Raw genomic sequence first — 13,144 nt, forward strand, 5'->3', positions numbered from 1 at the left:
AGAAAATTATTTAAAGGGGAAAATATAATGTTAATTAGCAAAGAAAAGGACTTTTACAAGCTTATTTTAAGTATAGCTTTGCCAATTGCTGTACAAAATTTAATAAATTTTGCGGTTGGTATGATAGATACAATGATGCTTGGGTCATTAGGAGAGATTCAATTATCCGCAGCAGCTATAGGAAATAATTTATTTTTCATTCTTATGGTTTTAATGTTTGGACTAGCTGGTGGATCAAATATTTTAATATCACAATATTGGGGGAAAGGTGATGTTAAGAGCATACATAAAATATTAGCGTTAATGTATAGAGCATGTATTATAATAACCTCAATTTTTATTGGAATAGCAATGTTTATTCCTAGTGTATTTATAAAACTTTATACTTCGGATATTAATGTTATTGAAGCAGGTAGTTCCTATTTAAGAATAGTAGCTATAGGATATATTTTTTATGCAATAACGAATTGTACTATTATGATTTTACGTTCGGTTAAAACAGTTAAAATATCATTAGTCGTATACACTACTTCACTTATAGTTAATGCCTTCTTTAACTGGGTATTTATATTCGGTAAGTTAGGAGCTCCAGCATTAGGGGTAAAGGGTGCAGCTATTGCAACGGTTATGGCAAGAATAGCTGAATTTATTATTGTAATGTGTTTTATGATATTTTTTGAAGATAAGATAAATTTAAAAGTGAAGCATTTATTAAAAGTAGATAAGGTAATATTAAAAGATTATGTTGCTAATTGTACGCCGGTTCTTTTTAATGAACTACTTTGGTCAAGTGGATCTACTATGATATCTATAATTATTGGTAGGCTTGGAACAGAGACTGTTGCGGCAAATAGTATAAGTAACGTTGTATTTAACTTTGTAACTGTATTTATATTTGGATTATCAAATGCTACTGCAGTAATTATAGGAAATACTATTGGAGAAGGTAGAAATGAAAAAGCTAAAGAATATGCAAGGACAATAGGCGTGTTAAGTATATTAATGGGACTTATGGCTGCGGGAGTTATTCAAATAATTAAACCATATGTGGTTGATTTTTATAATGTATCGGCATTAACAAAAAATATAGCTATAGATTTAATGTCTGTAACTTCAATAATTGTAATATTCCAGTCGTTGGGAATAAACCTAATGATGGGGGTACTTAGAGGTGGAGGAGACGCTAAATTTGTGCTAATAAATGATATTATATTTATGTGGGTTGTAGCTATACCACTAGGATTTATAGCGGCTTTTGTATTAAAATGGCCAGTAGCAGCAGTATTTTTTATAGTTAAAAGTGATGAGATAATAAAATCAATAATAAGTGTTATAAGAGTCCTAAGTGGGAAATGGGTTAGAAACCTTACACGAGACTTTGCATAAAAATAGGCCTAAATGGCCTATTTTTTATTTTCATTACATTCAGTTAAATTTTTAGATAGATCACTTATAAATTGATGATAATTTGGTAGTTGTTTTACAAGCATTTTTATTTCTAACACTTGCATTTCTACTTCGTCTAGTTTTTCTTTAAATATAGATGAATCACTTAATTGCAATTTTAAAAGTTTTAATTTCACATCATTAATAGAAGTTTGAAGAGTGGTAACTAAGGTATATACCTCTTGCCAGTCTTTTTCAAGTTGAGAATTAATTTTATCAGTAATGTTTATATAAGTTAAGATATTAGAATACTTATCTACTATTTTTTCACCTTCATCTATAGTATTCATTATATTATTAAAGGAAATTTCACCATTTTTATATTTTTTTATAAAGTAATAGATAGGGCCTGATATAAAAAGTGTAAAAAAACTGCTTATAACTTTAACTATATTATTTTGAGATGATATAGAGTCTGTTATATTTGATGAAGTTTTAGATGTTGAGTCTGTTTTTGTTGCTATAATATTAGAAAGTTTACGAAGGATATTATTTTGTATTTCATCACTTTTTAAAACTTTATCCTCATACTCTTGTGATAATGGTAATGTAGGAGGATTATTAAATAGATCTGTATTTATATTTTCATAGTCATTTAAATAATTAACAATTTCAACTTTATCAGAATTAGTTATAGTTTTATTAGATAATAATTCATCAAGAGTACTATAGGCAGATTTTAGCGAAGTAGAATATTGAGTTTGAAAATCGTTATTTCCTGTTAAGAAAAATGATTTTTGCATATGAGCTAAATTTACTATATTTATGCTGTAATTATCTAGAGAATTAATTTCATTTTTTCGTGTTTGTAGGTCATCTACATTTGAAGAAAGTATATTATTACTTGAAACTATATAAATATTTAAAGAAAGTAAAAAAACTACAATGATTGACAACGTAATAATTAAAAATTTTTTCATTATTCTCACCTAAAGTGTTTTTAATATAATTTTATGATTTTTTTTACTTAAGGTGATATAATATAATAAAATTCCTAGAAGAAAAGGAGATAATATGAGCAAAATATTAGTTTTAGCAGAAAAACCGTCTGTAGGAAGAGACATAGCAAAGGTATTAAAATGTAGCCAAAATAAAGGTGCATATATAGAAGGAAATAAATATATAGTAACATGGGCTATGGGGCATTTAGTAGGACTTATGGATCCAGAAGGATATGATGTAAAATATAAAAAATGGGCTATGGAAACATTACCTATGTTGCCTAAGCATATGAAGCTTACTGTACTTAAAAAGACTGGTAAACAGTATAATGAAATTAAAAAGCAAATGAATAGAGATGATGTTTCAGAAATTGTTATTGCAACAGATGCAGGAAGAGAAGGAGAGTTAGTTGCGAGATGGATAATAGAAAAGGCTGGTATAAAAAAGCCTATTAAAAGACTGTGGATTTCATCACAAACTACTAAAGCTATATTAGAAGGTTTCAGTAACTTAAAACCAGGTAAAGAGTATGAAAATCTTTATAAGGCTGCAGTATGTAGAGCAGAAGCAGATTGGCTTGTAGGACTAAATGTAACTAGGGCACTAACTTGTAAGTATAATGCTCAACTTTCTGCAGGAAGAGTTCAATCACCTACACTAGCTATGATAGTTAATAGAGAAGAAGAAATTAGAAGTTTTAAACCTAAGGATTATTATACAATAGAGGGAAATTCAAATGGTATTACATTAAATTGGGTTAATAAAGATAATAATGGAAGAATTTTTGATGAAGAATATGCTAATAAGGTATTTAAAAAGATAAATAATGAATCAGGTGAAATAATAAATATAATAGAAAAAGATAAAAAACAATTTTCACCGGCATTATATGATTTAACAGAGCTTCAAAGAGATTGTAATAAGCTATGGGGATTTTCGGCAAAGCAAACTCTTTCAATAATGCAAAGATTATATGAAAATCATAAGATATTAACCTATCCAAGAACTGATTCTAGATATATTTCTACAGATATAGTTCCTACATTAAAAGATAGATTAAATTCTATTGCAATAGGTGAGTATAGAATAGTAGCTCAAGAGTTAATGAAAAATAATATTAATGGGCATAAAGGTTTTGTAGATAATTCAAAGGTTAGTGATCACCATGCAATAATACCAACTGAAGAAAGACCTAATCTTTCAAATCTAAGCTCAGAAGAAAGAAAGGTATATGACTTAGTAGTTAAAAGATTTTTAAGTGTAATGTTACCACCTTTTGAATATACTCAAACAATTATAGAAGCTAATGTAAATGGTGAAAGATTAATTGCAAAGGGGAAAGTTATAAAGTCTAAGGGGTGGAAAAAGGTTTATGATAAAGAAGTAATAGATGAAGAATATAGTGATGAAATTAAAGAGCAAGTTTTACCTAAAGTAAATATAAAAGATAAAATTTTAATAACTAAAGCTAAGATTAAAAAAGGTGAAACAAAACCACCAGCAAGATTTACAGAAGCAACATTGCTATCAGCAATGGAGAATCCACAAAGGTTTGTTAATGTAAGTGGAGAAGAAGCTAAAACTCTTAATGAGACTGGTGGACTAGGAACTGTTGCAACAAGAGCTGATATTATTGAGAAGTTATTTAATTCATTTGTGGTAGAGAAAAAAGGAAAAGATATTTATCCTACATCTAAAGGGAAACAATTAATAGAATTAGTTCCTAGTGAATTAAAATCACCAATTTTGACTGCTAAATGGGAGAAAAAGCTAGATGAAATAAGTAGAGGTAAAGCTGATGATCATCAATTTATAAGAGAGATGAAAAATTATGCTACTGCATTAGTTGAAGATGTAAAAGGTGACAATAGTAAATTTGTACACGATAATAAAACAGGAAAGAAATGTCCTAACTGTGGCAAATATCTTCTTGAAGTTAAAGGGAAGAATGGAACGATGAATGTTTGTCAAGATAGAGAATGTGGATATAGAGAAAATGTAAGTAGATCTACTAATGCAAGATGTCCAGAATGTAAAAAGAAGTTAGAATTAAGAGGGCAAGGTGAAGGACAAATATATGTGTGTCCAAATACAAATTGTAGTTTTAGAGAAAAAGCTTCAGTATTTAATAAACGATTTAGTTCGAAGTCTGATAAAGTTAATAAGAGAGAAGTTAATAATATAATGAAGAAAATGAGAAAAGAAGCTGAAGAGGATATAAACAATCCATTTGCAGATCTTTTGAAAGGATTTAAAAATTAGAATATAAAAAATGGACTGGATAAGCCAGTCCATTTTTTATTAAGAATTTAAAATAATATCGATACATTGATGAACAAAATCTACAGTGTGATTAGCTTTAGCTTTAACACCATCTTCTACATGATTAAAAGTAAAGCTATTATCTGTTATTTCAAACATAGATATATCATTATAGGAATCTCCTATAGTGTATAAATTATTTATATCCCAATTTTCCATTTCAAGAATCTTTTTTAAACCTGAACCTTTACTACAATCTTTTCCAACCATATCGACAAAGGCTTGGTTTCTGAATATCCCATAAGAATCTCCGAAAGTTTCTACTAACTTTTCTTTAAGGCATTCAGCAATTTCACAGTTGCTAGACTTAGAAAAAATACTTATCAAGTTATATTCTCTTTCTTTTGAAAAAACTTCAGATTCATTATTTACATTTTCAAAAGCGCCTAGAAAGTCTTTAAATTCTTTGTTGCAACCAGTATAGAATACAGAACTAGTATCTTCGTAAGTCACGTACATTGCAGCATCTTTATCTGTATTAACTTTATAAATATCATTATAAACAGATTTTACAACATGATGAGGTAAAGTGTTTTTATATATTTCATTTAAATTATTATCTAAGATAAGAGCACCGTTACAAAGAACTAAATAATCGAACTCAACATCGTTATTGTCGTTAAAAATTGATTTAATACCTTTTATATCTCTTCCAGTAGAGATAATAAACTTATGTCCTTTATTTCTAAGTCTTTTAATAGCTTCTATATTATCTTTTCTTATAAAATTTTTCTCAGTTTCAACTAAAGTACCATCTAAATCGCAAGCTAAAAGTTTCATAGTATTCCTCCAAAAGTTTAATTATATACCATGAAATATTATAGCATTGCTAAGAAGATGTTAATTTCATTTTTTGAAAACCTTAGACATTTATATAATTGTAATATTATTTTCATGTAAAATATCTATGATATCTATTGATGGTAATGTATCAGTTATTATTCCATTTATAGATTCAATATTTGAAAATTTATAGTTACCATCAATATTAAATTTAGTTTGTTGCATAACTAAAAAAGTTTTTTTGCTAGACCTTATAATAGCGGTTTTAGTTAAACCATCTTCTATTTCGAAAGTGGTAATACTTTTATCAAAAACATCTATACCACAACTTCCTATAAAGGAAATGTCAAATTTATATTTTTCTACGAAGTTAATAGCAGTAGCCCCGGCAAAACCATTCAAACTTTTATTTAAAAGTCCACCTGTAGCTATTACTGTAACATTATTATCTGTTGAAGATAATATATTTATAATGTCTATCATATTTGTTACTACAGTAACTCTTTTATTACTTTGAGATAATAATTTTGCAATAAGCATATTTATAGTAGATAAATCTAAAAAAATAGTTTCTCTATCTTTTATTAAGTTAAAAGCTTTTTGTGCTATTTTTGTTTTACTAGACACATCAGTTTTACTTCTTTCAATAGTATCGTATTGGTTTGTAGATTGGCGGACTTTTATGGCCCCACCATAAGTTCTTTTTAAATGCCCAAGATTTTCAAGTTGCTTTAAATCTTTTCTTATACAATCTTCAGTTACATTAAAGTGTTGGCTAAGATTTTTAACTTTTATTTTTCCTTCTGAATTTAATAAGTTTAATATTTTATCTAATCTTTCTTCTGCAAACAATATAATTCCTCCTATCTAAATAGTATTTTAATTTAAAAGGTATTAAAAATCAAATTTAAACAATTCAAAATGATAGTAAAAGATAAATAATAATAAGAAATGATAAAAGGTGGAAATGAGATAGTAAACAGTTTAGAATTATAATAGTTATATTACAAAAAATGGAAATTAATGGGGCGAAAGGTGAATTTAATCTATAAAATTAGAAAAAAAGATGTTATTTAGGAATTAAATTGATATACTTGTTATTAGAGTTTACAAGAAACTTGATATTAAGTCGTATACATAATATAATTAATGTGATATGAAAACGTAAAGAGGGGGAAGAAAATGAAAAAAGGTAGAAGTGCAACACTATTTATATTAGCCGTTATCATTATAATATCATTAGCTTTTGCTGGTTTTAAAGGTGTTGAAATTGGAGGATGGGAATTTAAATCTTTCGATAAAGCGATTACTAAAGGTTTAGACCTTCAAGGTGGAGTTTCTGTTTTAATGGAAATAACAGATGAAAATTTATCTTCAGAAGATTTAGAAAAGAATTTAGAAAAAACAAAACAATTATTAGATTTAAGAGTTAATAAGCTTGGGGTTGCAGAAACAACAGTAACTGCTGAAGGCGATAGAAGAATAAGAATAGATATCCCAGGACAATTTGATTCAAAAGAAATAGTTGATTCATTACAAAAAACAGGTAACTTAACATTTAAGGATTCAGAAGGAAATGAAGTTCTTAATGGTAAAGATGTAGAAGAAGCAAGTGTTATGACTGATAATACTACTGGAAAGCCAGTTGTAACTTTAAAGTTAAATGAAGAAGGTAAACAAAAGTTTGCTGAAGCTACAGAGAAGAATTTAAATAAGACAATTTCTATATATATGGATGAAGATTTAATCTCTAGCCCAGTAGTAGAATCTGTAATATCAGGTGGAGAAGCGATAATTACTGGTAGTAAGACTGTAGATGAAGCTAAAAATTTAGCAGGTCTTATAAATTCGGGGGCTCTTCCTGTAACTTTAAAAGTTGCTTCAATTGAAAGTGTTGGAGCTCAATTAGGAGCAGAGGCTATGCCAAATGCTATGAAAGCTGGAGCAGTAGGTATTTTATTAATATTCTTATTTATGATATTTAATTACAGAATGTTAGGTGTGATAGCTTCTATAACATTAACTTTATACACAATGTTAGTTTTAATAGTTTTTGTTGAGGCCAATGTAACACTTACATTACCAGGTATAGCTGGTTTCTTATTAACTATAGGTATGGCTGTAGATGCTAATGTTTTAATATTTGAAAGAATAAAAGAAGAAATGGCAAAGGGAGTTTCTGCAAAGAGTGCTGTAAAAGCAGGATTCCATAATGCATTATCATCTATTGTTGACTCAAATGTAACTACTGTTATAGCTGCATTAGTACTTTATTTTATGGGAACAGGTCCTGTTAAAGGTTTTGCTGTTACATTAATGATAGGTATAGTTTTAAGTATGTTTACAGCAATATTCATAACTAGGAAATTAACTGAATGGGCTATAAATATGGGAATGCTAAGTAAGCCATGGCATTTCAAGGTTAAGAGGGGGTAATAGGATGACAAAGATAGTAGAAAAATCTAAAATTTGGTTTTCAATATCCCTTATAGTAATACTAGTTGGTTTAGGTTTTATGTTAACTAAAGGGTTAAATTTCGGAATAGATTTTAAAGGTGGAACAAAGCTAGTTATTGAATTAGGAAAAGAATACGACAAACCAGAAGTTGATGAAATTGTTAAAGCGATAGTTCCAAATGCAGTGACTAAAACCATAGAAAATACACAATACGAAATTAAGGATAAAGATTTAGATGAAACAAAGACAAGTGAGGTTTTTGAAAAGTTAAAAGAAAAATATTCTTTAGAAGACTCAGCTCTTTTATCACAAACTCAAGTTGGAGGAAGTGTTGGTAAAGAGTTAACAAGAAATTCAATAATTGCACTATTTGTTGCGTGTATAGCAATGCTTATATATATAGCTATAAGATTTAAAATGGATTATGGGGTTGCAGCAGTTGTAGCATTAATGCATGACGTATTAATTACTATAGCTGTATATGCTATATTTGATATACCTGTTAACACTCCGTTTATTGCAGCAATACTTACTGTAGTAGGTTATTCTATGAATGATACAATTGTAATATTTGACAGAATAAGAGAAAATGCTAAGTCAATGAGAAGATCTACATCTACAGAGATTGCAGATAAGAGTATATCTCAAACGTTAGGCAGATCAATTAAAACTACTATAACTACATTATTTGCAATTGGAGCTGTAAATGTATTTGTACCTACAGTAAGAGAGTTTTCATTCCCTATATTAATAGGGATAACTGCTGGAGCTTATTCTTCAATATTTATTGCATCACCAATATGGGTTAAGTTAAGGGATGGAAATAAAAACAAAAATAAAAGAGAAAAAGTTGCATAATAAGGAAATTAAAGAAGGAATTAACTGATGTTAATTCCTTTTTATTTGGCTAAAGAGAGAAAACTTTAGAATAAATAGACTTTTTTATTAGAAAACATTTGTAATATGTATAAATTTAAATTATAATATAGATGTTTTCTTATTTTTATGGAGGAGTTTAAAATGCGTAAGTTTTGGGAAAGTATATATAGTCCAAATTACATAACTGGATATAATCCCTTTATACTTAAGGATATGAATAGAGCTATTGAGCGGATGGTATCTGCAATTAATAATAGAGAAAAAATAGTGGTTTATGGGATACCTAATGTAGATGGATTATGTGCTATTTCATCCCTAATACTGGTTTTGAAATATTTAAATGCAGATATTGAATATGTAGTTCACGATGATTCGTCAGGTGATTCTAGTATTACATCAAAGGACATTATAAATAATGTTCATTTTTTAGGTGCAGAAGTACTTATCACCTTAGGTATTGGGTTAAAGTCGAAGGAAGAAGAAGAGCTTTGTAAAAAGTTAAACATAGATTTGATGGTCTTAGAAAATAGAGATCGAAAAACTAAATGCGAGTACATATATATAAACCCTAATCAAAAAGGGTGTCAATATAGATATAAGAATTTATCTATAAGTGGATTAGTATTTAAGCTAATGCAAGCAATAGCTATATATTATAACATAAAGAGTATTAATAAATATTTAGATTTAATACTTATTGGAGAACAATCTGCAAATGTTCCTCTCAAAGGTGAGAATGGTGTTATATTAAAAGAAGGTAAAAAGTTCTTAACTAATACGAACAATTATGGACTAAGAGCTATAAAGGATGCGTATAATATTACTGAGATGAACGATAGTGATATAAAACAAATAATTAAGATTATAACACCAACTATAAATGTAGTAACAATGATGGACAATGCAAGGATAATAATTGAACTGCTTATTACAAATAGAAAAGAAAGAGCGGAACAAATTACAAAGTATTTAAATAAGTCTAAAGAAAATGTATAATAAAGGTGATAATAAAATTCATGGAGGAGTTAATATGAATTTAAAAGATAAAATAAGAATAGTTGAAGGATTTCCTAAGGAAGGAATAAGCTTTAAAGATATTACAACATTAATAGGAGATGGAGAAGCTTTTAAGGAGTCAATTGACCTTATAGTTAACCATTTAAAGGATAAAAATGTTGATGTAATTTTAGGACCTGAAGCTAGAGGGTTTATTTTTGGAGTGCCTGTTGCATATGCTTTAGGGGTTGGATTCGTTCCAGTAAGAAAAAAAGGAAAATTACCTGCTGAAACAGTTTCAGTAGACTATGCTTTAGAATATGGTGTAGATGTATTAGAAATACACAAAGATTCAATAAAAAAAGGTCAAAGAGTTGCGATAGTTGATGATTTGCTTGCTACAGGAGGTACAATAGAGGCTGTAGCTAAGCTTGTAGAACAAGTAGGTGGAGAAGTAGTTTCATTAGATTTTGCGATAGAGTTAACTGATTTACATGGTAGAGATAAACTTACAGGGTATGAAGTAATGTCATTAGTTCAATATGATATTTAATTTTATTGTAAAACCCTAAATTTTAATATATAATTAGAATGAGAAGGGCTGGTTAATTAACCAGCCTTTGACTTTAGGATTTTGAGGTAATCTAAAGGAGTAAAGAGCTAATGATTGATGTGTTAATGAATAAGATTAAAGAAAATTGTACAAATGTTGATATAGATTTAGTTGTTAAAGCTTATAAGCTTGCTAATGAAGCTCATAAAGAACAAAAGAGAGAATCGGGAGAACCATATATTATACATCCAATAGATGTTGCTACTATTTTAGCAGAGCTAGGAATGGATACAAGTACTATAGTTGCAGGATTACTTCACGATGTTATAGAAGATACAAATTATACATACGAGGATATAAAAAATATATTTAATGAAGAAATTGCCAACCTAGTTAGTGGAGTCACTAAGATAACTAAAATGGAATATAAGTCAAAGGAAGAGCAACAAGCAGATAACTTTAGAAAGATGCTACTTGCTATGGCTAATGATATAAGAGTAATCATTATAAAATTAGCTGATAGATTACATAATATGAGAACGCTTAAGTATATGACTAAGGAAAAGCAAAAGCAGAAGGCTAGAGAAACTTTAGATATTTATGCGCCTTTAGCTCACAGACTTGGTATATCTAAAATAAAATGGGAACTAGAAGATCTTTGCTTAAGGTATTTACATGAAGAGGAATATTATGATCTTGTTAAGCAAATAGCTGAAAAAAGAGTAGAAAGAGAAACATATATTTCTACAATTATTGATGACTTACATGATAAGTTCGAAGATGCAGGAATTGATGCAGATATTGATGGAAGACCTAAACATTTTTATAGTATTTATAAAAAGATGGTTAATAAAAATAAAAGTATAGAACAAATTTTTGATTTAACTGCAATAAGGGTGTTGGTAAATACAGTAAAAGATTGTTATGAAGTTCTAGGGATTGTACATACTATCTATAAACCTATACCAGGAAGATTCAAAGATTATATTGCTATGCCTAAACCTAACATGTATCAATCTTTACATACAACAGTTATTGGGCCACAAGGGAAAACTTTTGAAATTCAAATAAGAACTTTTGAAATGCATAGAACAGCTGAATATGGTATAGCTGCCCACTGGAAGTATAAAGAGGGAGACGCATCAGGGGAAGGGAAAGAAAAGAATTTTGAAAATAAGCTTGTATGGCTTAGAGATATGTTAGAATGGCAAAAGGAAACATCTGATGCTGAAGAGTTTATAGAAGGATTTAAAATAAATTTGTTTACAGATGAAATATTTTTATTTACTCCTAAAGGTGTTGTTATAGATTTGCCTAATGGAGCTACTCCTATAGATTTTGCTTATAGAATACATACAGATATAGGTAATAAATGTGTTGGAGCTAAAGTGAATGGCAAAATAGTACCTTTAGATTATAAGCTTAAGACTGGTGAGATAGTTGAAATTCTAACTTCAAATAGTGCTAAAGGTCCTAATATGGATTGGTTAAGCATAGCCAAGAGTAATCAAGCTAAAAGCAAGATTAGATCATGGTTTAAGAAGGCTAAGAAGGAAGAAAATATAACTAAAGGGAAAGAAATTTTTGAAAAAGAGCTTAAGAAGCAAGCAGTTGTATATAATGAAATAGCTAAAGGTGAAAGCTATGATAAATTTGCAAAAAGATACAATATTAATAATATAGAAGATTTATATGCTTTAATAGGATTAGGCGCTATTACAGCATCTTCATATATAGCTAGATTAAAAGAAGAGAATTTGGTTAAAGATGATAAGAGTAAGGAAGAAATACTTCAAAAGTCTATAGAAGAACATATAGCAAAGCAACAAAGAGGAAAAAAAGAAAATGTTTATGGGATCACTGTTAAGGGATTAGATAACCTAATGGTTAGATTTGCGAAATGTTGTAATCCAGTTCCAGGTGATGATATATTGGGATATATCACTAAAGGAAGAGGTATATCTGTTCATAGAAGAGATTGTAGTAATTTAAAATCTCTTATTGAAAGTGACGGAGAAAAAACTATAGAAGTTTCTTGGGGTAACTCTCAAGGCGTTGGTTATGTAACAGAGATTGAAGTTAAATCTGAAGATAGGATGGGAATATTAACAGAGATTATGACCATAATTAACGAAGCTAAGATTTCTCTAAGTGCATTGAATGCAAAGTCAGCTAAAGAAAATTTAGCTTTTGTAAGCATTAAGGTTAAAATTGATTCTATTGATCAACTTAAAGATTTAATGAAAAAAATACGTAAACTAAAAGGTGTTATGGATGTTTATAGATTAAGAAACTAAAGGGGTAAAAAAATGAGAGCTGTAGTTCAAAGAGTAAAAAAATCAAGTGTAAAAGTTGATGGAGAAATAGTTGGAGCTATACAAAATGGATTAAATGTTCTTATTGGAATATGTAAAGATGATACGTTAGATGATTTAAAATACATAGTAGATAAAGTTATAAATTTAAGAATATTTCATGATGATAATGATAAGATGAATCTATCTGTTAAAGATATAAATGGAGCGATTTTAGCTATATCTCAATTTACTTTATACGGAGATTGTAGAAAAGGTAGAAGACCTAATTTTATGAATGCTTTAGGTGGAAATGAAGCAGAAAAACTATATGATAAGTTTATAGAGATGTTAAGAGAAACGGGTATAGAAATTGCAACTGGAGTCTTTGGAGCACATATGGATGTTGAGATTCAAAATGACGGACCGGTTACAATTTTATTGGATAGTAAAAAAACATTTTAAAATATA

At 28.6% G+C, this 13,144-nt stretch carries 11 protein-coding genes; 8 read left to right on the forward strand and 3 right to left on the reverse strand.

The features are described from left to right. Nucleotides 1-27: 27 nt before the first annotated feature. Nucleotides 28-1,386 carry an MATE family efflux transporter gene (locus tag H8S20_RS00545; protein WP_032119055.1) on the forward strand — a complete coding sequence of 453 codons (1,359 nt, stop codon included), beginning with the start codon at nucleotides 28-30 and terminating at the stop codon, nucleotides 1,384-1,386. Nucleotides 1,387-1,403: 17 nt separating this feature from the next. On the opposite strand, the gene H8S20_RS00550 is transcribed toward H8S20_RS00545, so the two are convergent. Continuing rightward, nucleotides 1,404-2,366 (reverse strand): CHASE3 domain-containing protein, encoded by a 963-nt coding sequence (locus H8S20_RS00550; protein WP_032119054.1) that lies wholly within the window; start codon nucleotides 2,364-2,366, stop codon nucleotides 1,404-1,406. Nucleotides 2,367-2,460: 94 nt separating this feature from the next. On the opposite strand from H8S20_RS00550, the gene H8S20_RS00555 reads away from it, so the two are divergent. Next, on the forward strand, nucleotides 2,461-4,650 hold the full coding sequence (locus H8S20_RS00555) for a DNA topoisomerase III (RefSeq protein WP_032119053.1): 2,190 nt from the start codon (nucleotides 2,461-2,463) through the stop codon (nucleotides 4,648-4,650). A gap of 39 nt (nucleotides 4,651-4,689) precedes the next feature. Here H8S20_RS00555 and H8S20_RS00560 read toward each other — a convergent pair whose 3' ends face one another. Together H8S20_RS00560 and H8S20_RS00565 are read right to left on the reverse strand one after the other, a co-directional pair. Then, entirely contained in the window at nucleotides 4,690-5,490 is an 801-nt protein-coding gene (locus H8S20_RS00560) for a Cof-type HAD-IIB family hydrolase (RefSeq protein ID WP_032119052.1), read from the reverse strand. A 90-nt stretch (nucleotides 5,491-5,580) separates the two neighbouring features. Next, nucleotides 5,581-6,345: a DeoR/GlpR family DNA-binding transcription regulator gene (locus H8S20_RS00565; RefSeq protein ID WP_032119051.1), complete on the reverse strand. Its 765-nt coding sequence runs from the start codon at nucleotides 6,343-6,345 to the stop codon at nucleotides 5,581-5,583. A 330-nt stretch (nucleotides 6,346-6,675) separates the two neighbouring features. Here H8S20_RS00565 and secD point away from each other — a divergent pair, with 330 nt between their 5' ends. The 6 genes from secD (at nucleotide 6,676) to dtd (ending at nucleotide 13,138) form a co-directional block, all read left to right on the forward strand. Beyond that, entirely contained in the window at nucleotides 6,676-7,929 is a 1,254-nt protein-coding gene (secD, locus tag H8S20_RS00570; RefSeq protein WP_032119050.1) for a protein translocase subunit SecD, read from the forward strand. 4 nt (nucleotides 7,930-7,933) lie between these two features. Next, entirely contained in the window at nucleotides 7,934-8,809 is an 876-nt protein-coding gene (secF, locus tag H8S20_RS00575; protein ID WP_032119049.1) for a protein translocase subunit SecF, read from the forward strand. 162 nt (nucleotides 8,810-8,971) lie between these two features. Next, nucleotides 8,972-9,826, forward strand: coding sequence for a DHH family phosphoesterase (locus H8S20_RS00580; protein ID WP_032119048.1), 855 nt, complete (start codon nucleotides 8,972-8,974; stop codon nucleotides 9,824-9,826). Between the two features lie 34 nt (nucleotides 9,827-9,860). After that, a complete protein-coding gene (locus H8S20_RS00585; protein ID WP_032119047.1) occupies nucleotides 9,861-10,379 on the forward strand; it encodes an adenine phosphoribosyltransferase in 519 nt (172 codons plus the stop codon). A 110-nt stretch (nucleotides 10,380-10,489) separates the two neighbouring features. Then, nucleotides 10,490-12,676 carry a RelA/SpoT family protein gene (locus H8S20_RS00590; RefSeq protein ID WP_032119046.1) on the forward strand — a complete coding sequence of 729 codons (2,187 nt, stop codon included), beginning with the start codon at nucleotides 10,490-10,492 and terminating at the stop codon, nucleotides 12,674-12,676. Nucleotides 12,677-12,688: 12 nt separating this feature from the next. Next, nucleotides 12,689-13,138 carry a D-aminoacyl-tRNA deacylase gene (dtd, locus tag H8S20_RS00595; protein ID WP_032119045.1) on the forward strand — a complete coding sequence of 150 codons (450 nt, stop codon included), beginning with the start codon at nucleotides 12,689-12,691 and terminating at the stop codon, nucleotides 13,136-13,138. Nucleotides 13,139-13,144: the final 6 nt, after the last annotated feature.

The organism is Clostridium hominis (assembly GCF_014287825.1).
Classification (GTDB): Bacteria; Bacillota; Clostridia; order Clostridiales; family Clostridiaceae; genus Clostridium; species Clostridium hominis.

Excerpts from the sequence above, each read along its gene's own strand:
- H8S20_RS00545 (WP_032119055.1), top strand. The coding sequence starts at position 28 with ATGTTAATTAGCAAAGAAAAGGACTTTTACAAGCTTATTTTAAGTATA.
- H8S20_RS00550 (WP_032119054.1), bottom strand. The coding sequence starts at position 2,366 with ATGAAAAAATTTTTAATTATTACGTTGTCAATCATTGTAGTTTTTTTA.
- H8S20_RS00555 (WP_032119053.1), top strand. The coding sequence starts at position 2,461 with ATGAGCAAAATATTAGTTTTAGCAGAAAAACCGTCTGTAGGAAGAGAC.
- H8S20_RS00560 (WP_032119052.1), bottom strand. The coding sequence starts at position 5,490 with ATGAAACTTTTAGCTTGCGATTTAGATGGTACTTTAGTTGAAACTGAG.
- secD (WP_032119050.1), top strand. The coding sequence starts at position 6,676 with ATGAAAAAAGGTAGAAGTGCAACACTATTTATATTAGCCGTTATCATT.
- secF (WP_032119049.1), top strand. The coding sequence starts at position 7,934 with ATGACAAAGATAGTAGAAAAATCTAAAATTTGGTTTTCAATATCCCTT.
- H8S20_RS00580 (WP_032119048.1), top strand. The coding sequence starts at position 8,972 with ATGCGTAAGTTTTGGGAAAGTATATATAGTCCAAATTACATAACTGGA.
- H8S20_RS00585 (WP_032119047.1), top strand. The coding sequence starts at position 9,861 with ATGAATTTAAAAGATAAAATAAGAATAGTTGAAGGATTTCCTAAGGAA.
- H8S20_RS00590 (WP_032119046.1), top strand. The coding sequence starts at position 10,490 with ATGATTGATGTGTTAATGAATAAGATTAAAGAAAATTGTACAAATGTT.
- dtd (WP_032119045.1), top strand. The coding sequence starts at position 12,689 with ATGAGAGCTGTAGTTCAAAGAGTAAAAAAATCAAGTGTAAAAGTTGAT.